The organism is Methylomonas albis (genome assembly GCF_014850955.1).
Classification (GTDB): Bacteria; Pseudomonadota; Gammaproteobacteria; order Methylococcales; family Methylomonadaceae; genus Methylomonas; species Methylomonas albis.
In genome coordinates this window covers 1,130,932-1,152,552 of sequence record NZ_JACXSS010000001.1, presented here as the reverse complement: position 1 = coordinate 1,152,552, position 21,621 = coordinate 1,130,932, and the positions used below count along the sequence as shown (strand labels likewise).

General features: G+C 51.0%; 20 protein-coding genes. 5 read left to right on the top strand and 15 right to left on the bottom strand.

The genetic code is table 11. The features are described from left to right. Positions 1-47: 47 nt before the first annotated feature. The 5 genes from EBA_RS05435 to EBA_RS05415 are packed head-to-tail and all read left to right on the top strand — an operon-like array spanning position 48 to position 6,014. The gene (locus EBA_RS05435) at positions 48-527 is read left to right on the top strand and encodes a formate dehydrogenase subunit gamma (RefSeq protein ID WP_192373707.1); all 480 of its coding nucleotides are present in this window, start codon (positions 48-50) and stop codon (positions 525-527) included. Then, on the top strand, positions 524-2,068 hold the full coding sequence (locus EBA_RS05430; RefSeq protein ID WP_192373706.1) for a formate dehydrogenase beta subunit: 1,545 nt from the start codon (positions 524-526) through the stop codon (positions 2,066-2,068). Before EBA_RS05435 ends, EBA_RS05430 begins: the two co-directional genes overlap by 4 nt. Before the next feature lie 22 nt (positions 2,069-2,090). Then, a complete protein-coding gene (gene fdhF / locus EBA_RS05425) occupies positions 2,091-4,943 on the top strand; it encodes a formate dehydrogenase subunit alpha (RefSeq protein ID WP_192373705.1) in 2,853 nt (950 codons plus the stop codon). A 15-nt stretch (positions 4,944-4,958) separates the two neighbouring features. After that, a complete protein-coding gene (fdhD, locus tag EBA_RS05420) occupies positions 4,959-5,798 on the top strand; it encodes a formate dehydrogenase accessory sulfurtransferase FdhD (RefSeq protein ID WP_192373704.1) in 840 nt (279 codons plus the stop codon). A 3-nt stretch (positions 5,799-5,801) separates the two neighbouring features. Next, complete coding sequence (locus EBA_RS05415; RefSeq protein WP_192373703.1) at positions 5,802-6,014, top strand: formate dehydrogenase subunit delta; 213 nt, start codon at positions 5,802-5,804, stop codon at positions 6,012-6,014. Between the two features lie 156 nt (positions 6,015-6,170). Here EBA_RS05415 and EBA_RS05410 read toward each other — a convergent pair whose 3' ends face one another. The 15 genes from EBA_RS05410 to tilS form a co-directional block, all read right to left on the bottom strand. Continuing rightward, on the bottom strand, positions 6,171-7,499 hold the full coding sequence (locus tag EBA_RS05410; protein WP_225615932.1) for a TolC family outer membrane protein: 1,329 nt from the start codon (positions 7,497-7,499) through the stop codon (positions 6,171-6,173). Further along, on the bottom strand, positions 7,496-8,143 hold the full coding sequence (locus EBA_RS05405; RefSeq protein ID WP_229427827.1) for a response regulator transcription factor: 648 nt from the start codon (positions 8,141-8,143) through the stop codon (positions 7,496-7,498). Before EBA_RS05405 ends, EBA_RS05410 begins: the two co-directional genes overlap by 4 nt. A gap of 22 nt (positions 8,144-8,165) precedes the next feature. Further along, a complete protein-coding gene (locus EBA_RS05400) occupies positions 8,166-9,527 on the bottom strand; it encodes an HlyD family type I secretion periplasmic adaptor subunit (RefSeq protein WP_225615930.1) in 1,362 nt (453 codons plus the stop codon). Next, the gene (locus tag EBA_RS05395) at positions 9,527-11,677 is read right to left on the bottom strand and encodes a type I secretion system permease/ATPase (protein ID WP_192373702.1); all 2,151 of its coding nucleotides are present in this window, start codon (positions 11,675-11,677) and stop codon (positions 9,527-9,529) included. The genes EBA_RS05400 and EBA_RS05395 overlap by 1 nt, the downstream gene beginning before the upstream one ends. 111 nt (positions 11,678-11,788) lie before the next feature. Then, a complete protein-coding gene (gene truD, locus EBA_RS05390; RefSeq protein ID WP_225615928.1) occupies positions 11,789-12,838 on the bottom strand; it encodes a tRNA pseudouridine(13) synthase TruD in 1,050 nt (349 codons plus the stop codon). A 47-nt stretch (positions 12,839-12,885) separates the two neighbouring features. After that, on the bottom strand, positions 12,886-13,359 hold the full coding sequence (gene ispF / locus EBA_RS05385; RefSeq protein ID WP_192373701.1) for a 2-C-methyl-D-erythritol 2,4-cyclodiphosphate synthase: 474 nt from the start codon (positions 13,357-13,359) through the stop codon (positions 12,886-12,888). Further along, positions 13,356-14,051 (bottom strand): 2-C-methyl-D-erythritol 4-phosphate cytidylyltransferase, encoded by a 696-nt coding sequence (ispD, locus tag EBA_RS05380; RefSeq protein WP_192373700.1) that lies wholly within the window; start codon positions 14,049-14,051, stop codon positions 13,356-13,358. The genes ispF and ispD overlap by 4 nt, the downstream gene beginning before the upstream one ends. Positions 14,052-14,054: 3 nt before the next feature. Then, on the bottom strand, positions 14,055-14,324 hold the full coding sequence (locus EBA_RS05375; RefSeq protein ID WP_101051831.1) for a septum formation initiator family protein: 270 nt from the start codon (positions 14,322-14,324) through the stop codon (positions 14,055-14,057). A 101-nt stretch (positions 14,325-14,425) separates the two neighbouring features. Continuing rightward, positions 14,426-15,709 carry a phosphopyruvate hydratase gene (eno, locus tag EBA_RS05370; RefSeq protein ID WP_192373699.1) on the bottom strand — a complete coding sequence of 428 codons (1,284 nt, stop codon included), beginning with the start codon at positions 15,707-15,709 and terminating at the stop codon, positions 14,426-14,428. A gap of 9 nt (positions 15,710-15,718) precedes the next feature. Continuing rightward, the gene (gene kdsA / locus EBA_RS05365) at positions 15,719-16,552 is read right to left on the bottom strand and encodes a 3-deoxy-8-phosphooctulonate synthase (protein WP_192373698.1); all 834 of its coding nucleotides are present in this window, start codon (positions 16,550-16,552) and stop codon (positions 15,719-15,721) included. A 12-nt stretch (positions 16,553-16,564) separates the two neighbouring features. Next, positions 16,565-18,202: a CTP synthase gene (locus EBA_RS05360; protein WP_192373697.1), complete on the bottom strand. Its 1,638-nt coding sequence runs from the start codon at positions 18,200-18,202 to the stop codon at positions 16,565-16,567. Positions 18,203-18,330: 128 nt separating this feature from the next. Next, entirely contained in the window at positions 18,331-19,803 is a 1,473-nt protein-coding gene (locus EBA_RS05355; protein ID WP_192373696.1) for a diguanylate cyclase domain-containing protein, read from the bottom strand. 14 nt (positions 19,804-19,817) lie between these two features. After that, positions 19,818-20,015 (bottom strand): hypothetical protein, encoded by a 198-nt coding sequence (locus EBA_RS05350; RefSeq protein ID WP_192373695.1) that lies wholly within the window; start codon positions 20,013-20,015, stop codon positions 19,818-19,820. A gap of 2 nt (positions 20,016-20,017) precedes the next feature. Continuing rightward, a complete protein-coding gene (locus EBA_RS05345; RefSeq protein ID WP_192373694.1) occupies positions 20,018-20,212 on the bottom strand; it encodes a hypothetical protein in 195 nt (64 codons plus the stop codon). Positions 20,213-20,243: 31 nt separating this feature from the next. After that, positions 20,244-21,572, bottom strand: a complete 1,329-nt coding sequence (gene tilS / locus EBA_RS05340; protein WP_192373693.1) for a tRNA lysidine(34) synthetase TilS — start codon at positions 21,570-21,572, stop codon at positions 20,244-20,246. Between the last annotated feature and the right edge of the window lie 49 nt (positions 21,573-21,621).

Below are 21,621 nucleotides of genomic sequence, written 5' to 3'. Positions count from 1 at the left end.
GATTAAATAGGACGATAACCTTTTCGTCATTTATTACAGAGCCAATGATGCAAGACTATCAAACCCAAAAACCCACAGTGTTGGAAATACTGAACACTCATCAAGCGATGCCGGGTAATCTTCTGCCGATTCTGCATGGTATTCAGGACACCCTGGGCTATATCCCGCCGGCCGCCGTAGTAGACATTGCCAAGTCGCTCAATCTTTCCCAAGCGGAAGTTCACGGGGTTATTAGTTTTTATCATTATTTTCGGGAAACACCGCCCGGAGAACATACGATACGTATTTGTCGAGCCGAATCATGTCAAGCCATGAACGGAAAATCCCTAGAAAGCCATGCCAAACAACAACTTGGCATCGATTTTCACGAAACAACAGCCGACGGAATTTTTTCACTAGAACCGGTTTATTGCTTGGGTAACTGCGCTTGTTCACCGTCGATTACCGTAGACAACGAGGTAATTGGCCGCGTCACAAACGAAAAATTTGATCGATTGCTAGCCACTTATAAAGGTGCCAAACAATGACCCGCGTATTTATCTCCCGCGATTCCACCGCGCTTTCCTTAGGTGCAGAGCAAGTTGCCAAGACCTTAGAACAGCAAGCCTCCAGCAAAGGCCTATCAGCAGAAATCGTCCGAAATGGCTCTCGCGGATTGTTCTGGCTAGAACCCCTCGTGGAAGTGGAAACCAGCCAAGGCAGAATAGCCTATGGCCCCGTTCAAGTAGAAGATGTGGCGTCTTTACTCGATGCAAACCTGTTGGAAGGTAAGCAACACCCACTTTATTTAGGCAACATTGAAGAAATAGCTTATTTCAAAAATCAAAACCGTCTTACCTTTGCTCGCGTTGGCTTAACCGACCCAGTCAACATCGACGATTATTTAGCTAACGATGGATATCGGGGGTTGAAAAATGCGTTGGCATTGCAAGCAACCGAGATCGTCAAGCAAGTTACTGATTCAGGCCTGCGCGGCCGTGGCGGCGCTGCGTTTCCGACCGGTATCAAATGGAATACGGTGTTAAACGCCCCAGCTGATCAAAAATACATAGTCTGCAACGCCGACGAAGGTGACTCCGGCACATTTTCTGATCGCATGATCATGGAAGGCGACCCCTTCGTATTGATCGAAGGTATGACTATCGCCGGCTTGGCCGTAGGCGCAACGCAAGGCTATATCTATCTGCGTGTCGAATACCCGCATGCTAAGATTGCCCTGAACCAAGCCATAGAAGCCGCTTACCAAAACGGTTATTTAGGCGAAAACATCCAGAACAGCGGTAAAACCTTTCACCTTGAAGTACGTAGCGGCGCTGGCGCCTATATCTGCGGCGAAGAAACCTCGCTATTGGAAAGCCTGGAAGGTAAACGCGGCTTGGTTCGTTTCAAACCACCACTCCCAGCAATTGTCGGCTTATTCGGCAAGCCCACTATAGTCAACAACGTGATTTCGCTGGCATCGATTCCAGTAATTCTGGATAAGGGCGGCGAATACTACAAAAATTATGGCATGGGCCGTTCTCGCGGTACGCTACCTCTGCAATTGGCTGGAAATATCAAGCACCCCGGTCTGTTCGAGGTAGCTTTTGGCATGACCTTGCGCGAGTTACTTTATGATTACGGCGGCGGTTCCGCCAGTGGCCGGCCAATACGCGCGGTACAGGTTGGCGGACCACTCGGCGCTTATTTGCACGACGGCCAATTCGATACACCGTTGGATTACGAAGCCTTCGCAGCCATTTCAGCAGTATTAGGACATGGCGGCATTGTGGTTCATGACGACACCGTCAACATGGCCGACATGGCGCGATACGCAATGGAGTTTTGTGTGGAAGAATCCTGCGGTAAATGCACACCTTGCCGAATTGGATCGACGCGTGGCGTCGAAGTGATCGACCGCATCGTCGATGGCGTGCAAAAGGATAAAAACACCGTGTTGTTGCGCGATTTGTGTGACACCATGACTTATGGATCTTTGTGTGCAATGGGCGGCATGACACCTTTCCCGGTGTTAAGTGCGCTGAATCATTTCCCTGAAGACTTTGGCCTACCATCCGCCAAAGCCTGATCGCGATTACCAGGAGATAATTATGTCTGCCAATAACGAAATAGATTACGGAACTCCCGAAAGTTCGTCTGCAAATCAAGTCACTCTGGAAATCGACGGTCATACCGTCACGGTCAATGCCGGCAGCTCCGTGATGCGCGCCGCCGCCGAAGCGGGGATCAGCATCCCCAAGCTCTGCGCGACCGATAGCCTCGATCCGTTCGGCTCTTGTCGGATGTGCCTGGTACAAGTCGAAGGCGCGCGCGGCTATCCTGCTTCCTGCACCACCCCGGTCGCCGAAGGCATGAAGGTCTGTACCCAGAACGATAAGTTGGCCAGCATCAGACGCGGCATCGCCGAACTGTATATCTCCGATCATCCCTTGGATTGTCTGACTTGCGCCGCCAACGGCGACTGCGAATTGCAGGACACCGTCGGCCAAGTGGGCTTGCGCGAAGTCCGTTACGGCTTCGACGGCGAGAATCATCTGGATTCCGAAAAAGACACCAGCAATCCGTATTTCAGCTTCGACCCGGCAAAATGCATCGTTTGTTCACGCTGCGTCCGCGCCTGCGAAGAAGTACAAGGCACTTTTGCACTGACCATCGACGGCCGCGGTTTCGATTCTAAAGTCTCTCCTGGGCAAAATCAGCCGTTCATGGAATCAGAATGCGTATCCTGCGGTGCTTGCGTACAAGCCTGCCCGACCGCGACGCTGATGGAAAAGTCGGTAATCGACAATGGTGTGCCCGAACACAGCACCATCACCACCTGCGCCTATTGCGGGGTAGGTTGTTCCTTCAAAGCCGAAATGAAAGGCGAACAATTAGTTCGCATGGTGCCGGATAAAAACGGCCAAGCCAACCACGGCCACTCTTGCGTCAAAGGCCGTTTCGCATTTGGTTATGCTACGCACAAAGACCGCATCACCACACCGATGGTCCGGGAAAAAATTTCCGATCCTTGGCGCGAAGTCAGCTGGGAAGAAGCAATTGGCTTTGCAGCAAACAAATTGAAAGGTATCCAAGCCAAATACGGCAAAGACTCGATCGGCGGCATTACCTCGTCTCGTTGCACTAACGAAGAAACCTATCTGGTGCAAAAATTGATCCGTGCCGGCTTTGGAAATAACAATGTCGATACCTGCGCCCGCGTTTGCCATTCGCCTACCGGTTACGGTTTGAAAAGCACATTCGGTGAATCATCAGGTACGCAAACCTTCGATTCCGTGCAAAAATCTGACGTCATTATGGTAATAGGTGCCAATCCGACCGACGGCCACCCGGTATTCGGGTCAATGATGAAACGCCGCTTACGCCAAGGTGCGAAACTGATTGTTATAGATCCGCGCAGTATCGATTTGGTTAGCAATAGCCCACACGTGAAAGCCGACTATCATCTGAAACTGCGCCCCGGCACTAACGTGGCCGTAGTAACAGCTTTAGCGCATGTCATCGTCACCGAAGGCCTGGCCGATGAGAAGTTCGCATTGGAACGTTGCGACGTCGAGTCGTTTGGCAAATGGAAAACCTTCGTTGCCCTACCCCAAAATTCACCCGAAGCAGTCGCCGAATTGACCGGTGTGCCCGCCGAAACCATGCGCGCAGCGGCTCGCTTATTCGCAACGGGCGGCAATGGTGCAATCTATTACGGCTTGGGCGTGACCGAACATAGCCAAGGCTCCACAACCGTCATCGGTATCGCAAATCTAGCAATGGCAACCGGCAATATCGGCCGCGACGGTGTTGGTGTTAATCCGCTACGTGGACAAAACAACGTACAGGGCTCTTGCGACATGGGTTCGTTCCCGCACGAGTTCGTCGGCTATCGTCATGTTTCCGACACGCAAACTCGCATTCAGTTCGAGACTGCCTGGGGCGTAGCACTGTCATCGGAACCTGGCCTGCGTATTCCCAATATGTTTGCAGCGGCAGTAGACGGCAGCTTCAAAGGCTTATACGTACAAGGCGAGGACATTGCGCAATCAGACCCGGACATCACACACGTACATCACGCACTGCGCGAACTGGAATGCTTGGTAGTACAAGACATTTTCTTGAACGAGACGGCTAAATTTGCCCACGTATTTTTACCTGGCTCCTCGTTCCTGGAAAAGAACGGCACATTTACCAATGCCGAACGGCGGATATCGCCGGTTCGTAAAGTAATGACTGCACTGGGTGGCAAGGAAGACTGGGAAGTAACCCAGGACTTGTCGAACGCGCTAGGTTATCCGATGAATTACAGCCATCCTTCGGAAATCATGGCTGAAATCGCAGCACTGACCCCACAATTCGCCGGTGTCAGTTACGAAAAAATCGACGAAATGGGCAGTATTCAATGGCCTTGCAACGACGAAACACCGGACGGCACACCGATCATGCATGCCGATCACTTCGTCCGCGGCAAAGGTCGTTTCATGCTTACCGAATACGTTGCAACCGAAGAGCGTACCAGCAGCAAATATCCGCTGATTCTGACCACCGGCAGAATTTTGTCGCAATACAACGTTGGCGCCCAAACCCGCCGCACGGAAAACGTTGCCTGGCATGAAGAAGACCGTCTGGAATTACACCCACACGACGCCGAAGTCTTGGGCATCAGCGATGGCGATTGGTGCGGTGTGAAAAGCCGCTCCGGCGAAACGGTATTGCGCGCTAAGGTCACGGACCGCATGCAGCCTGGCGTGGTTTATACCACTTTCCATTTCCCGCATTCCGGCGCCAACGTCATCACCACCGATAACTCGGACTGGGCAACCAACTGTCCGGAATACAAAGTTACAGCGGTGCATGTCGCCAAAGTCGCACAACCGTCGGCATGGCAACAGCAATACCAAGACTTTTCCGACAATCAGTTGTCTTTGCTGGAAAATCGCATCGCGGTTAACGAATAAGCCGCAAGCCTACTTATGGATGCAGTCTCAAGCGAATTGGGCTGGACCAGCTATCGAACCGGCACGTTCGATAGCTGGCGCGGGCCTGTTCATACCGCAAAGGAAGATTATGTCGCCGAAGAAGTGCCGGTGGTGTTGGTCTACAACACCAATCCGCATGTTGTGATGCTAACAACCCCCCTAAATCTGGAAGATTTCGCGCTAGGTTTCAGTCTGACCGAGGAAATCATCGGTCATTCGACCGAATTGCAATCAGTACGCGTCGTACAACGTTCCAAAGGCGTGGAAGTTAGAATGACTATTCCGGAAGCACGCTTCGAGAAACTACATGGCAAAGGAAAAAACATGACCGGCAGAACCGGTTGCGGTTTGTGCGGCGCCAGTACTTTGGAACAAGCCATCCGCCATCCGCGTGGCGTCGGTCAAGGCTTAGCGCTTAGCGCGGGACTATTGAGCAGCGGCTTCGCTGATATGGCGCAAAAACAATCCTTGAATTTACTGACCGGCGCGGTTCATGCGGCTGCGTGGCTACATCCGGAGCGCGGTATCGTTGCGGTTCGAGAGGATGTCGGCCGCCATAATGCACTGGACAAACTGATAGGCTCATTAGCCAAGGCTAACTGTGATTTTGAAAATGGTTGGCTACTGGTAACCAGTCGCGCCAGTTATGAAATGGTACAAAAAGCCGCGAGCGTAGGCATTACCTTGCTGGCAGCAATATCGGCGCCTACGGCCCTAGCGATTCAATTAGCGGAAGAGTGCGGACTGACCCTGGTCGGTTTCGCCCGCCACGAAAATCACATGATCTACACTCACCCTCATCGTTTACAACATTACCAAGAATCAGCCGCATAAATCATGGATACCCATAATCTCATTAAAATGGCCAACAACATTGGCGCTTTTTTTAAATCAGAGCCCGACCGGGAACTTGCCGTTAAAGGCGTTGAACAACATATCAGAAACTTTTGGGAACCACGCATGCGCAAAGCCATTGTTGAATATGTGCAACAAGGCGGTACGGAATTAATGGATATCGTGTCGGAAGCCGTATTGCATATTGCCAAATAATCCTGAGCTTAGTGTGCTTGATTACTCACCTTACTTGAATCAACGGCATTAACTCACCGCGCTAAACAAAGCGATCAAGCTAACCAGAGCCTTCCCCAAATAGGGCTTATTTGGGGAAGTCTACTCAAAAGTCTTAACTGTTAACGAGTGTACGCCTTAATCGGCGGAGCTGAGAGGTTGAACTTCAGTTGGCAAAGTCGTACCCAAATGTTTATTCAGTTGGCCTTTGCTCGCCAAAATCCGAAATTGCGAAAATAGCTCGTCGTATTTGGCATTGATATACGAGCTTTTGGCGATATACGCCTCGTTAAACGTATCCAATAAGTCCAACAAAGTACGCTGACCGATATTGAATTGCTGCTGATAAGCACTGATGGTCTTCTCGCTGGAATCCACATGTTGCTTAAAGAACTCCAACTGGCTCTTCACGGTTTGATGAGCGACCCAGGACAAACGCATGCTCTCAATCACCTGCCTATGCGTATTATCGCGAATATCCTTGGCCTGGTTGATTAACTGAGCGGTTTGCTCACGGCGAGCAATATCCTTGCCACCGTTAAAAATGTTGTACCGCATGCGCAGCATCGCCGTCATATCCGAGTTGGTACCCTGAATCCCATCCAGATTGTAGTTATGACTAACGCCGGTTTCGATATCGAAACGCGGAAAATATGGCGCTTTCGCGGTAGCGTGCTGGGAAAAAGCCGAATCGATATCGGAATTGGCGGATTTCAAAATCGGATGGTCGGCCAAAGCTTCTTCGATCGCTTGATCCAAGGACTGCGGTAACGCAGAACCGGGCTCGTTGATAGGTTGAATAGCCTCCGGTAAGGTACCGATGACACGCAGGAAGCTAGTCTCGGCATCTTTCAAATTACCTACTTCGGACAGCACGTTTTTTTCCGCCAACGCTACCCGCCCCATTGACTGGTCAACATCCGCCCGTTTACCCACACCACGTTCGCTACGCAGTTTGATTTGATCGTTGGTACCTTGATGCCGTTGCAGATTTTCCTTGGCTAAACTCAACAGTTCCTGGCGGCGTAACACCTTGATATAGGCTTCAACGCCATCAAGCGCGGTAATTTCCGATTGTCCAAATACTGTGTACGCCCTCGAGTCGGTGCGAGCTTCCTGTCTATCGACTTCATTCGGAGTGGCTAGGCCATCAAATAACATTTGCCTGGCCAGAATTGCCCCTTCCTCTCGATGATAAAAAACCGATCCGTCCCCACGACCACGGGTAGTAGGATTATTGGATTCCTCCCAGCCGATGCCGGCGGTCACATCCACTGTCGGGAAATAGCCTGCTTTGGCTTGGCCTATTTCCTCTTCAACGGCACGACGTTCTGATTTGGCAGCTTGGATTTTGGGATTTTCATCTAGCACTTTCTGAATAGACTCTTGCAAACTCAGCGCCTGACTCGTTGATACACAGGCCAAATGCATGGCTATTCCTATACTCAATCTCCTGCTGATTCTCATGACATTCCTCTCTGATATTGATCGATTTCTTTTAACAATATGGCTAGTCTTAATCGGTCATCGACGTTCAACTTCCTAAAAATCGACGATAAATGCGCTTTTACAGTGCGCTCGGATATACTCATGGCGAAGGCGATACGCTTATTACTTTCGCCCTGCCGTATCATGTCGGCCACCTCCACTTCCCGAGCAGATAAACTGGCAAGCTGCTTTAGCTTTAGCTCGGTATCGACAGTGCTGGGCGTAAGTTGTATTCGCCTGGTACTGGTCAATACACCAATTACTTTGGGCACCAAGGCCCGACGGATCCAAATATCGCCAGACAAAATACAGGCCACCGCTCGGGTTAAAAACTCCGACGCTTCGGATTGTTCGCAATAGCCGGCAGCGCCGTTAATTAACACATCGATTTGCTTATTCTCCGGCCAATCGGCGCCCATGACCAGGAAACGGGTTTTTTTGTTGGCAAAAACCGATAATAAACTGGCATCGTCGTCCAGTTTCTTTGCATCGAAAATCACCGCATCGGCCGTATATTCACTGCGAATACTATGCAGCATACTCACGCTATATTCCGCGATCAGCGCATGGGTCCACTGCGCGGTCAGCTGGGGATTATTGGAATAAATCAGTATGTTAGCCACAAATATAAAATATTGTCCGGGGTTATCGTTCTCTTAAAGCCCGATCCCTGGCTTTCAATATCGGCTTCAAGAGGTAATCGAGCACTGTTTTTTTTCCGGTTAAAATATCAACTTCCGCTGTCATCCCGGCAATAATCTCCAAGCGTTCGCCACCTTTTTCCAGATAATTTTTAGCGGTGCGCAAACGAATCAAATAGTAATTATCCTCGTCTTTCTTCTCGCCGGGTATACTGTCGGCGCTGATATGTTCCAAAGAGGCGTCAAGGCCTCCGTATATCGAAAAATCGTAAGCGCTTAGTTTTACCACAGCTTTCTGTCCAGGGCGAAGAAAAGCAATGTCTGCCGGCCGAATTTTAGCTTCAATCAATAGCTGATCTTCCAGTGGCACAATTTCCAACAAATCCATGCCGGGTTGAATTACGCCGCCAACCGTAGCCACTTTGATGCGTTTTACCGTTCCCTTTACCGGCGACAACACTCTGGTACAGCTAACCCTATCTTCCAAAGCTACCGCAGTCTCGGAAGTACGATCCAATTCGGCTTTAACTTCATTCAACTCTTTCAAGGCTTCGGTTTTAAAACGAATTTTGACCTCCGCCAGTTTGTTGCGCGCTTCGTCCAGCGAAGAACGCAGGCGCGGCATCGCCAGGTTCGCGGAATTCAAGTCGCCTTTCAAATCGTTAGCAGCCCGTTGCAAGCGCAGTAATTCAACCTGTGACATCGCACCGTCAGCCACCAACGGTTCGGACATTTTCACTTCGTCCTGCAATAATTTGTAACTACGCGCCAACTGATCGCTCTTAGACTGAATTTCAATTATTTCCTGCTCTTTCTGCCGCACTTGCTCAGCAAAAATATCGCTATTCGACCTTATTTCGTTCTGCTTGGAAACCAGTAATTGTCTAACATTCTCGGCGATTTGCGGGGCGTTTTTCAAAACCTCTTCCGGAATCGTCAAGGGCGTACCGTTGACTTCGGCATTCAAGCGCGCGGTATTTGCCAATAACTCGAAATACTTTAACTTGGCTTCCTTAAACGACGAAGCAAAACGAACTTGATCCAGTTGCAGCAACATCTGATCCTTGTCCACCAACTGGCCTTCCTGAACCAATATTTCCGAAACGATGCCACCCTCCAGGTTCTGTACCACCTGTACTTGACTGGACGGGATGATCTTGCCTTCGCCGCGCGTGACTTCGTCAAGGCTAGCAAAACCGGCCCAAATCAGGGACACCGCAACAAATGCCGCAGAAAACCACAGGATCAAATGGCTTTGCAAGGGTAACTCGTAAAGATTCGCAGCGTTTACGTCGCTTAAAAAGCGCTGATCCTCGGCTCGATAGCGGTGCTCGGCTCGCCACTGCGCTATTTTTTTCAACATCATTAAATAGCCACCTTGATCTGGCCTTGGCGCAAGGCTTCCAGAACATGCTCCTTAGGACCATCGGCGACCATATGTCCGCCGTCCATCACGATTAGCCTGTCCACCAAACTGAGCAGCGACATCCGGTGCGTGACCAGTATCAGCGTCTGTTCGTGCAATTGCGCAGCAAAACGCTGTTTAAATGCCTCTTCGCTGCTGTTGTCCATTGCATTGGTCGGCTCGTCCATAATAAAAATCGGCGGCGACAACAGCAAGGCCCTGGCCAGCGCGATACTTTGCCGCTGTCCGCCCGACAACGACGCGCCACGCTCGCCGACCTGCAAATCAAAACCTGCAGGATGCTTGCTGACAAATTGATCAACCCCGGCAATCTGAGCCGCCTTTAACACCGCACTGTCATCGGCGTAGCGCGAACCCAATAAAATATTATCCTTCACGCTACCGAACATCAACGAAATGTCTTGCGGTACATAGCCGATTTGCCGACGTAAATCGGCGGGATCGATTTGGCGAATATCGGTACCGTCTATCAATATCGAACCTTCTTGAGCCTGATATAAACCAAGCATCAATTTTTCCAGCGTACTCTTACCGGAACCGATTCGACCGATAAAACCCACGCGTTCACCGGCCTTGATTTTAAACGATATGCCATCCAAGGCCTTAACCGGCTGTTGCGGATAGCTGAAGCGAACATGCTTGAACTCAATCTCGCCATTGAAACCCGGCCGATGCAAATATTCTTTGCCGCTCTCGCGCTCCACCGGTAACGCCATCATCCGGCTAAACGATCCCAAGGCTGTTACAGCCTGGTGGTAACGGGTCAATAGCGCCGCCACCTGCCCAACCGGGGCTAGCGCCCGCGAGGTCAACATGGTGCAAGCCACCAAACCGCCGGTCGTCAGTTCGCCATCGGTAATCCGATAGACGCCGGCAAGCACCACGAGTACTGCGGCCAATTGCTGCAGGAATGCGGTCAAGTTTACAGTCAAGCCGGCATAAAATCGCGACTTTAAGCCCAGCCGGGCAATTTCGCCAATATTCTGTTCCCACCGCCGCTGCAATTGGCCTTCCGCTCCAGCCGTTTTAATGCTTTCCAGATTGGACAGTGCTTCCACCAGTGTCGCATTTTTCTCGCCGCCGAATTTGAACATGGCGTTGATCGTGTTTTTCAATGGTGCCTGCAAGGCAATGCCAATTAACAATGCCAACGGTAAAATCGCCAAAGGAATTAAGGCCAAATTGCCGCCGACACTATAAATAATCAGTAAAAACAAAAACAAAAACGGCAAATCGATCAATGTCACCAGTGTTGCCGAAGTTAAGAACTCCCGAAAGGACTCAAATTCGCTTAGGTTATTTGCGAAAGCCCCCACCGATGGCGGCCGGGCTTCCATGCGGATATTCATCAGTTTTTCAAAAATATTCGCCGACAAAATAATATCGGCACGCTTGCCGGCCGCATCGATAAAATAGCTCCGCAGCAGTTTCATCGCCAATTCGAAGCCAAACACGATTAATACGCCTAGCGTCAATATCCACAAAGTTTCCAACGCGTGATTCGGCACCACACGGTCGTAAACATTCATGAAAAACAATGGCGCCGCCAACGCGAACAGATTGATTAATACCGAGGCTGCCAGCACTTCCGCATAAATCGGCCAGGACTTATAAATCACATCCCAAAACCAATGTTTGACCTTCGGCACTGCGGATTCCGCAGTTCGCCCGTCAAAGCTATGTTGCAGTTGCACGAAAAAAGCCGAACCGCTGTAACTGGCTTCCAGTTCCGCTACGCTGACAATCTTTTCGCCGTTCTCGGTTTCCGGTAACACCAAGGTATAGCGTTCGCCTTGCTTGGCGACTAATACACAAGCATTGCCATCTTTGAGCAGCAACACGGCCGGCAACACTAAATTGGAAATTTTTTGTAAGGGCCTGCGTAGTAAGCGGCTGGTCAAACCAGCACGTTCAGCGGCGCGCACGAACAATGCAGGCGTCAATTTATTATCGACTAAGGGCAGCCCAGCCACTAGGGCTGTTGCGGTTTGCGAGATATGCAACAATTTGCAGACCGACAACAAAGCCAACAATAAAGGATCGTCAAACGTGGGATCTGCTGGTCCGGATATCTGGCCGCTATCAGGCATGTAGGATGTGAGTGGAAGTTATAGTTCTTATAATGCTAACGCGCGCTACTGTACTTTAGTATTATAAATCGCGGCCATTACAACTTAAAAAGCATTTTTATCAAAGCAAATTCAATCACCAGCGCCAGGTGCATCGCCAATAATTTCCCGTAGCAAAGCGGTGGCATAGCTACCGGCGGGCAAATTGAAGCTCAACTGTAGTTGATTATCCAGCCACTGCCACTCCATATCTTGCGGCAAAGCGCGCAAGGCGCGGCGATCCGCTTCCAGATCAAACGCCGTCAAGCCGTCGGCCAAAGATGCGTTAGCGGCAACCACAGCGTTTTCTATAGCACCAGCCTCAGCCTTGGCAATAGTGCCGCCACGGCCCCACATGATCCCCGTGGGATGAATATCGCCCTGCTCGACACGAGCCGACAGACTGGTATCGTTGCTGTCGCCAGTAAAACAACTATTGTTGCCGGCCAGCTTGAACACATCGCCATTTAACGCGCGATGCCAATTGGCTTGCTCGACACGCTGCGCCAAAATCATATTGAACAAATACGAGCGCGCCGCGGATAAATACATGGAACGTTGTTCGCGCTTGACCTTGGTGCCGGCAAACATGGCCAGCGCACGCTGGATATTTTGGCCGTGATGCCCGAAACGCTGTGGACCGAAGTAATTGGGAAAACCTTGGACTTTAATCTGTTGCAGCTGCTTTTCGGCGAGTTCTTGGTCGCCTGTCCAATTGCGGATCAGCAGGGTAAAGCGATTGCCGGCCAGTACCCCGCGTTTCAGTTTCCGGGCGTGACGAACTGCTAGCAAAATCTTCAACTGCTCGGTTTCGAAGCCGGACCAGTCAGGATCGTCCTTACCCGGTAGCCACACGCTAAACCATTGCCGGGTACGGCCGTGTCTATCCTTCAGACCGGCGTAGCTGACATCCCGTTGACGGACGCCGGCATGGCGGGCCAACTGCCGCGCGACAAATTCGGTGTTTTCGCCGATTTTTTCGATATGCAGGAATATATGCTCACCGCTGCCTTCCGGCTGGAAAGACAGGATTTCTTCGACGACGAAATCCTCAGGCTCGGTTTTGATATATCCTGTACCACTGGGACCACCAAAAGCATACGGCCAGTCAGGCAAAGCGACGTCCATGATAGGCGCATTCATTTAAGTTCCCACCCTAGCTCACTCCCGCTCGGAAATTTAATCGTCAATTATTTCTCAATCAACACCACCGCCTGCACCGCGATACCTTCCTTGCGACCTTCGAAGCCCAGCTTCTCGGTGGTGGTAGCTTTGACGTTGATGAAATCAATATCGACAACCAAGTCGGCGGCGATGTTGGCGCGCATGGCCGGCACGTAAGGCAGCATTTTCGGGGCTTGGGCGATAATGGTGACGTCGGCGTTGACTAATTTATAGCCTTTTTCTTGGACGATTTTGTAGACTTGGTGCAGCAACACGCGGCTGTCGGCGCCCTTGAATTCGGGATCGGTGTCCGGAAAATGCTTGCCGATGTCGCCTAAAGCCGCCGCGCCAAGGATGGCGTCAGCCAATGCATGCAGCACTACATCGCCGTCGGAATGCGCTTCCAGACCTTTTTCGTAAGGAATTTTCACGCCACCCAAAATGATGTGGTCGCCGTCGTTGAAACGGTGGACGTCGTAGCCTTGGCCAACTCGAATCATGTTTGTTGCTCCATATAAAATTGCGCCAGCGCCAGATCTTCCGGCCGGGTGATTTTGATGTTATCGGGACGGCCTTCGACGATCTTCGGTTGAAAACCCAACAATTCCAGCGCGCTGGCTTCGTCGGTAATAGCCGGATTGCCTTCGGTTTGCTGCAAGGCGTCGCGCAACATGCCGTATTTGAACATTTGCGGGGTCAGCGCGCGCCAGATGTGCTTTCGGTCAACCGTGGCGGTGATAGTGTCGCCATCTACATGCTTTAGCGTATCGTGCGACGACAGCGCCAGAATACCGCCGACGGCATCGTCTTTTAGCGTGTCAATTTGCAGATGAATGTCAGAAGCCGTCAGACAAGGCCGAGCGGCGTCATGCACCAGCACCCAGTCGTCTTCGGCAGCCTGACCTCGCAAGGATTTCAACGCGGACAACACCGAGTCGGCGCGTTCCTTGCCACCCGCCGCGGTAATCAAGTGCCGATGTTTGGACACCGCCAATTCAGGCCAATACGGATCTTCAATCGAAATGGCGACAGCCACCGCTTGAAACGCACCGGATTGTAATAGACGGTTTAAGGTATGTTCGATGACGGTTTTGCCGGCCAGCGGCAGATATTGTTTGGGGCGGTCGGCTTGCATGCGTTTGCCGACGCCGGCTGCCGGGACAACAGCCCAGCACTTAGGAATTTGATTCATGCCCTACTCAAGCACTTGAAAGAAAGTTTCGTTTTCCTTGATCATGCCCAACTCGTAGCGGGCGCGTTCTTCGATGGTTTCCAAACCGCGGCGCAAATCCAGCACCTCCGCATACAAAGAATCGTTGCGTTCCTTTTTTTCCTGGGCTTCCTTGGTCAAGGTTTCCAGGCGTTCCCGATAATCGCTAATCTGCGAGACGCTGGCATCACCCAGCCACAACCGATATTGGAAGTGAACAATCAACAGAATGATGATGGCGATCAGGGTTTTAATGGCTACTCTCGATCTGTGGGATGGGTTGCGCGGAGCGCGCAACCCAACTTTAGGCCAACGTGTTGGGTTGCGCTCTATCGAGCTAACCCAAGCTACGCTTTTTATTTCAGCATTTTAAAGGCGCTACGACCGGCGTATTTAGCTTTGTCGCCCAACTCGTCTTCGATTTTCATCAAACGGTTGTATTTGGCAACACGGTCGGAACGGCTCAGTGAACCGGTTTTGATTTGGCCGGTGCCGGTAGCAACCACCAAATCGGCAATAGTGGTATCTTCGGTTTCGCCGGAACGATGAGAAACCACGGCGCTGTAACCCGCAGCAGCAGCCATATCGATAGCCGCCAGGGTTTCGGTCAAGGTACCGATTTGGTTAACTTTGATCAGGATGGAGTTGGCGATGCCTTTGTCGATACCTTCTTTCAGGATGGCAGGGTTGGTCACGAACAAGTCGTCGCCAACCAATTGAATTTTGCCGCCCAATTTTTCGGTTTCATATTTCCAGCCGTCCCAGTCGTTTTCGTCCAGACCGTCTTCGATGGAGATAATGGGGTATTTATCCACCCAAGCTGCTAGGAAATCGACCATTTCGGTGGAGTTAAAGCTACGATTTTCCGCAGACAACACATATTTGCCGTCTTCGAAGTACTCGGAAGCCGCTGCATCCATACCCAGGTAGATGTCTTCACCCGCTTTGTAGCCGGCTTTTTCGATCGCTTCCAGGATGACTTCAATGGCTTCTTCATTAGAAGACAAGTTAGGCGCAAAGCCGCCTTCATCGCCGACAGTAGTCGCCAAACCGCGGCTTTTTAATACTTTAGCCAGGTTATGGAATACTTCAGCGCCGTAACGGATCGCTTCGCGGAAGGTTGGAGCGCCGACAGGCAGAATCATGAATTCTTGCAAATCCACGCTATTGTCAGCGTGCGAACCGCCATTGATGATGTTCATCATTGGTACAGGCAGGATGAATTCGCCGGATTTGTTCAGAAATTTGTACAAGGGTACGCCGGCTTCTTGCGCAGCAGCGCGGGCAGCAGCCATGGAAACACCCAAAATGGCATTCGCACCGATGCGGCTTTTGCTTGGGGTGCCGTCCAGGGCAATCATTTTTTCGTCCAGTGCCGCTTGATTGTTGGCGTCCATACCTACAACGGCTTCACGAATTTCGGTGTTGACGAAATTAACCGCTTTCAACACACCTTTGCCCAGATAACGGGCTTTATCGCCATCGCGCAACTCAATCGCTTCGCGTTCGCCGGTTGATGCGCCGGAGGGCACCATCGCGGTACCGACAATGCCGGATGCCAAATATACTTCCGCTTCCACAGTCGGGTTACCACGTGAATCCAGAACTTCTCTTGCCTTTACGTCTACTATTCTTGCCATTATTTTGCCCTATAGTGTGGTTTCAATCAGGCTGGTGGATTTAACAGCCCGGTCTATCGTTACTAACATTTCCAATAATTCTTTCATGCGGTGCAAGGGCCAGGAATTAGGACCATCGCTCAACGCTTCTTCGGGTTTGGGGTGCGATTCCATGAACAGCCCCGCGATACCCACAGCGACTGCGGCGCGCGCCAATACGGGTACATGCTCGCGCTGACCGCCGGACACATTGCCTTGCCCGCCCGGTAACTGCACGGAATGGGTGGCGTCGAATACTACCGGACAACCGGTGTCGCGCATCACAGCCAGGGAGCGCATGTCCGAAACCAAATTATTATAGCCAAACGACACGCCACGCTCGCAAACCATGATTTGCCGATTGCCGGTGGCTTTGGCTTTGGCGGCGACGTTAGCCATATCCCAAGGCGCTAAAAACTGGCCTTTTTTGATATTCACAGGCTTGCCCAACTCCGCGACGCTTTGGATGAAATTGGTCTGGCGGCACAGAAATGCCGGCGTTTGCAGCACATCGACCACCGCCGCGACTTCCGCCAGCGGCGTGTCTTCATGCACGTCGGTCAAAACCGGTACGTTTAATTGTTGTTTCACTTTTTCCAGAATCTGCAAACCTTTTTCAAGACCCGGACCGCGAAAACTGCCCAATGACGAACGGTTAGCCTTGTCGAACGAGGATTTGTAGATAAACGGAATATTCAACTCGTCGGCTATTTCTTTCAATTTACCGGCGGTGTCCATGGTCATTTGTTCGCTTTCGATCACACAAGTACCGGCGATCAGGAAAAACGGCTGATCCAGGCCGACTTCGAAATTACATAATTGCATGTTTAACCTTGTTTATGCCCCTAAAGGGTATTTCTTGTGTTTGGCGGCCGCTTCGACAAAGCCTGAGAACAACGGATGACCGTTGCGCGGTGTCGAGGTGAATTCGGGATGGAATTGGCAGGCCAAAAACCAGGGATGATCGGGGAGTTCGATAATTTCTACCAAGCGGCCATCCAGCGATTTACCGGAGAAGCGCATGCCGGCCGCTTCCAACTGCTTCAAATACTGATTATTAAATTCGTAACGGTGCCGATGGCGCTCAGTGATGACATCTTTTTGATACAACTCGAACGCCAATGAATCGGATTTTAAGCGGCACTTTTGCGCACCTAAACGCATGGTACCGCCTATGTCGCAATCTTCGTCCCGCACATTCAATTGACCGGCTTCATCCATCCACTCGGTGATCAAACCGATGATGGGGTGCGGACTCGTCGGCAGAAATTCGGTGCTATGCGCGCCTTCCAAACCAACCACATCGCGGGCAAACTCGATCACCGCCGACTGCATACCCAAGCAAATACCCAGATAGGGAATCTTGTTTTCGCGGGCGAACCGGACTGTAGAAATTTTGCCTTCCACGCCGCGCTCGCCAAAGCCACCCGGCACCAGAATCGCGTCGACATCTTTCAGTTTTGCCGTACCTTCCGCTTCGATGGTTTCCGAATCGATATAGGTAATTTGTACTTTGTGGCGGGTATGGATGCCGGCGTGAATCAGAGCCTCATTCAGCGACTTGTAAGCATCGGTGTGGTCGACATATTTGCCGACGATGGCAATATTGACCTCATCGGTTGGATGCGTCAGGCCATCGACCACTTTCTCCCATGCCGACAAATCAGCCGGCGGCACATCCAGACGCAACTGAGCCACGACGATGTCATCCAGGCCTTGTTCGCGCAACAATAGCGGTATCCGATAAATGGTGTCGGCGTCGATAGCGGAGATGACTGCTTTCTCGTTGACGTTGGTAAACAAAGCAATTTTTTTGCGCTCGCTGGCCGGAATCGGCTGCTCGGAACGACAAATTAGAATATCCGGCTGGATGCCGATGGTGCGCAGCTCTTTTACGGAATGCTGCGTCGGCTTGGTTTTAATCTCGCCGGCGGACTTGATATAAGGCACCAAAGTCAGGTGAATGAACACCGCCCGGTCCCGGCCCAATTCCACACCCATTTGCCGAATGGATTCCAAAAACGGCAAAGACTCGATGTCGCCGACCGTGCCGCCGACCTCAATCAGCGCCACATCTTTACCCTCAGCACTGGCGTAGACGCGGCGTTTGATTTCGTCGGTGATATGCGGAATAACCTGCACCGTCGCGCCCAGATACTCGCCTTTGCGCTCGTTGCGCAACACTTGCTCGTAGACTTGGCCGGTAGTGAAGTTGTTTTTCTTGGCCATCGTGGTTTTTAAAAACCGCTCGTAATGGCCTAAATCCAGATCGGTTTCCGCACCGTCCTCGGTCACGAACACCTCGCCGTGTTGAAACGGACTCATGGTGCCGGGGTCGACGTTGATATAGGGATCTAGCTTGGTGAGAGTAACTTTCAGGCCGCGATCTTCCAAGATGGCTGCCAACGATGAAGCGGCTATCCCTTTTCCTAAGGATGAAACCACTCCGCCGGTGATGAATATGAATTTTGTCATGAAGGTTTGGCGCCCTGTTTAGCGAATAGCAAGGGGTCGAAAAGGCGCAAATTCTAACAGTTTTATACCGAAATTGCCTTATTAATTGACGAAGCGACCATAGCCTAGCGCTGGATAACTGAAAAATATCAATGACATTCGCTCGTGAATACCAATTGATTTTTGCCACGCTGCTTAGCCAGATACATCGCATCATCAGCACATTTAATCAATAATTCGACTTCAAAATGATCGGTGGGATACATGGCGATACCAATACTGGCGCCGATTTTGACGGTCTCGCTATGAATTAAAAATGTTTGATTGATGGCTTTTAATACATTTTGTGCCACTTGCTTGGCCGCCAAAACCGAGTGCAATGACGTCAAAACAAATACGAACTCATCGCCACCCAAGCGCGCGACCGTATCGACTTCACGACAACATTGCTCGAACCGCCTGGCAACCGCTTGTAGTAACTCGTCGCCGGCATCGTGCCCCATTTCATCGTTAACATCCTTGAAACCGTCCAAATCCAAAAACAGTACCGCCAAAAATGTAGAATCGCGCTTGGCGCGCAGCAAGTCTTGCCGTAATCGCTCTACCAATAAGCCGCGATTGGGCAAACCGGTGAGCTGATCATGAAAGGCCAAGTACATTAACTGTTTTTCCTTACGCTCTTGTTCGCTGACATCGGTAATGGTGCATAAACTGATCTGATCGTTAAATTCAAATAAGGTTTGAATGTTGATTTTGGCGACAAACGTGGAATTATCGCGCCGCAGACCCAGCATTCGGTTATTGTCCGCGAAAATCAATTGCTTTAAAGGCTTGCCGACTAAAGCCTGGTCGCTGTATCCGAACAACTGAATGGCAGTCTTGTTGGCGGAACGAACGCATTCGTCACGGCCATACAAAACGATACCGGTCTCAATGGTATCGATGATATTGCGCAAGGCCTGAACATTACCCTGCGATTGCTTGATTTGCGCCAGCAAACGCTTGCAAACCACGGCAAAATTCAGCAGTGCCAGTAACAGCAAGCTTGCTTGCAAGGTTCGCAGGTAGAATACTTCCTCGGTCGCGTTTCGCTCCAGCGCGGTGGTCAGATCGTTCATCAAACCCAACAATTGCGTGTTGTGCGCTAACAAAGTATCCAATGCCGGCCGCAAAACATCCAAACCCACCCCGGCACCGCCCTTCTCAACCGGCAATAACCGTTGGTGGATCAGTGTCCAAAGCTGGAACGCCGAGCTGGTAATAACTTGGGTATTGGCTGCCTGTGCAGCGGATAGATAAACCGGCTTGCCATCACCGCTACTTGTCATCCCACCCTGTAAAAAGCCACTTAAAGTTTTATCGAATAGGCTGACAGCACTGGAAAACTCGGTAAAAGCACTAAGCTTTTGCTCATCGGTTTGCGCGACTCGAAGCATCAGCAAGGATTTGGTCATGCTTTGAGACAACATGCGTTGGCGCCCGGACAAATTAATGGCCTCCGCACTCTTTTCCAGTTTTGCGGAAATCCAGAAATTCAGCCCCAGCGCTACAACATCGAATAGGATAAACAACAGCACCGGAATCAAAATCGCCGGAAATTTACCGTGCGTTTTTTCTGTCATATGCAAAGCATTGCTTATAAATCCTGATCCACACCAGGCCGTAGATTGGGCCAAGTGCTAAAGGCGAACACCCAAATCATGATAATGTTCAGCACCGGCACCAATAAAACCAGGGTCCAACGCCCGTCGAATCCGGCTTTTTCTAGAATCCGATAACCTAACCATAAGCAAAACAGCACGAATGCCGGCAACAACACAAAAAATAGCTCCATGACTAGCGCTCCTTTTTAACATTCGGCCAATCTTGGAAGGCCAGTTGTAGAAACACCATCAACAATCCAAAAATCGGCAAAAACACTAGCGCCGCCCACGCCGGATTTAGACCGGCTTTTTTATAGATCAAGAGCGCCGGAATCGCGATCATCATGCCCACAATCATGGCCTGAAGCATCTCGGGAAACATCAACATGACACCTCCTAACGGATTTGGTTACCTATCATTACATGGTTTCGGGTAGTCGCCAATCCAATTGGTAACAAGCGTCCATCGCGTCAAGCCAAGCCCATTCCGCCACCCATAAACCGGCGACTGTTGCCAAACGATCATCCAGATAAATCAACGGGCGAATATCTCTTTCCCAAGGCGGAACCCCCGCTTCCTGGTAAAGTTTTTTTAGACAATGATGACCGACTCGGCCCGGTAATTTTAGCTTTTCGCCACCGCGCCGAGGCTCTATAGTGACTTTGGCCGTATTCCACAAGTTTTTCGATAGTCCGGCCGATGCAGAGTTTCTAGTCAGCACATAGCTGTTGTTTAAAACTATCCGCTCCTGTTCTTGCATCCACTGTTTTGACCGAGTTTCCTTTTGCAAACGTTTCTCAGAAATACAATACAGTTTTTGCCGATATTTTCTGACGACACTGCCCTGGATATAAATTTGCGCAGCCGTATCCACTCGCCCGCCAACCAATTGATCGACCAGCGTTTGCAGTACCGCTTGACTCGGCGGCTTCAAACCCATGCGGCCCAACCATTGCCGTAACAGACAGTTCAGTTGCGTCGACGTGATGACGGGTAAACCGGCAACATTGAAACTGCCATCGGTCGGATCAAACACGGTCGGCAAGGTGTGTTCGGCCCAAGACTCAATCATCTGGGCCGCATCGCCGCAAAGCTTGGCCGAACGCGCCACTGTTTTATCCAGCGACGGCCAACGCTGTTTTAATAGAGGCAGAATTTCGTTACGCAGATAGTTGCGGTCGAAATCACTGCTCTGATTACTAGGATCTTCCACCCACTGCAAACCGCGCGTTTGCGCATACCGCTGTATCTCGACCTTGGCCACATCCAATAGCGGCCGCACCATTTGTCCTTTGCCAAAAACGCTGATCATAGGCATGCCGGCCAAGCCTGACACCCCGGCACCTCTGAACAACTGCAACAACAATGTTTCCATCTGATCCTCGCGGTGCTGAGCCAGCAGAACAATGTCGTCGGTATCCAATAATTGCCGCAGCACCCGATAACGCGCGTCGCGTGCCGCTGCTTCCGGGCTTTCACCGCCACTTGCATGCGCATCGACTTGCAACAATTGAAAATCCACGCCCAAGCATTCTGCTCGCCGACGGCAATGCTCACCCCATTCCGCTGACGCCGTTTGCAAACCATGATCGACATAAACGGCAACAATTTTGCCTGTAAGCGCCGGCAGCGCCACGCACAAATCCAACAGCACACATGAGTCCAAGCCGCCGCTATAAGCAATGAAAACTTTGCGGCATGAGCCAGGCAACAGAGAAGCAATGATCTGAGAATTGAGATCGGGCATGGTTTACTCACAAAAAAGGCCGATTCGACTCGGCCTTTTATTGAACAAC

What these genes read in the sequence shown, in the direction of transcription:
- EBA_RS05355 (WP_192373696.1), bottom strand. Translation starts at nt 19,803, where the DNA reads ATGACAGAAAAAACGCACGGTAAATTTCCGGCGATTTTGATTCCGGTG.
- EBA_RS05430 (WP_192373706.1), top strand. Translation starts at nt 524, where the DNA reads ATGACCCGCGTATTTATCTCCCGCGATTCCACCGCGCTTTCCTTAGGT.
- EBA_RS05400 (WP_225615930.1), bottom strand. Translation starts at nt 9,527, where the DNA reads ATGATGTTGAAAAAAATAGCGCAGTGGCGAGCCGAGCACCGCTATCGA.
- fdhD (WP_192373704.1), top strand. Translation starts at nt 4,959, where the DNA reads ATGGATGCAGTCTCAAGCGAATTGGGCTGGACCAGCTATCGAACCGGC.
- EBA_RS05345 (WP_192373694.1), bottom strand. Translation starts at nt 20,212, where the DNA reads ATGTTGATGTTTCCCGAGATGCTTCAGGCCATGATTGTGGGCATGATG.
- EBA_RS05435 (WP_192373707.1), top strand. Translation starts at nt 48, where the DNA reads ATGCAAGACTATCAAACCCAAAAACCCACAGTGTTGGAAATACTGAAC.
- EBA_RS05360 (WP_192373697.1), bottom strand. Translation starts at nt 18,202, where the DNA reads ATGACAAAATTCATATTCATCACCGGCGGAGTGGTTTCATCCTTAGGA.
- EBA_RS05410 (WP_225615932.1), bottom strand. Translation starts at nt 7,499, where the DNA reads ATGAGAATCAGCAGGAGATTGAGTATAGGAATAGCCATGCATTTGGCC.
- ispF (WP_192373701.1), bottom strand. Translation starts at nt 13,359, where the DNA reads ATGATTCGAGTTGGCCAAGGCTACGACGTCCACCGTTTCAACGACGGC.
- kdsA (WP_192373698.1), bottom strand. Translation starts at nt 16,552, where the DNA reads ATGCAATTATGTAATTTCGAAGTCGGCCTGGATCAGCCGTTTTTCCTG.
- ispD (WP_192373700.1), bottom strand. Translation starts at nt 14,051, where the DNA reads ATGAATCAAATTCCTAAGTGCTGGGCTGTTGTCCCGGCAGCCGGCGTC.
- EBA_RS05350 (WP_192373695.1), bottom strand. Translation starts at nt 20,015, where the DNA reads ATGGAGCTATTTTTTGTGTTGTTGCCGGCATTCGTGCTGTTTTGCTTA.
- EBA_RS05395 (WP_192373702.1), bottom strand. Translation starts at nt 11,677, where the DNA reads ATGCCTGATAGCGGCCAGATATCCGGACCAGCAGATCCCACGTTTGAC.
- truD (WP_225615928.1), bottom strand. Translation starts at nt 12,838, where the DNA reads ATGAATGCGCCTATCATGGACGTCGCTTTGCCTGACTGGCCGTATGCT.
- fdhF (WP_192373705.1), top strand. Translation starts at nt 2,091, where the DNA reads ATGTCTGCCAATAACGAAATAGATTACGGAACTCCCGAAAGTTCGTCT.
- tilS (WP_192373693.1), bottom strand. Translation starts at nt 21,572, where the DNA reads ATGCCCGATCTCAATTCTCAGATCATTGCTTCTCTGTTGCCTGGCTCA.
- EBA_RS05415 (WP_192373703.1), top strand. Translation starts at nt 5,802, where the DNA reads ATGGATACCCATAATCTCATTAAAATGGCCAACAACATTGGCGCTTTT.
- eno (WP_192373699.1), bottom strand. Translation starts at nt 15,709, where the DNA reads ATGGCAAGAATAGTAGACGTAAAGGCAAGAGAAGTTCTGGATTCACGT.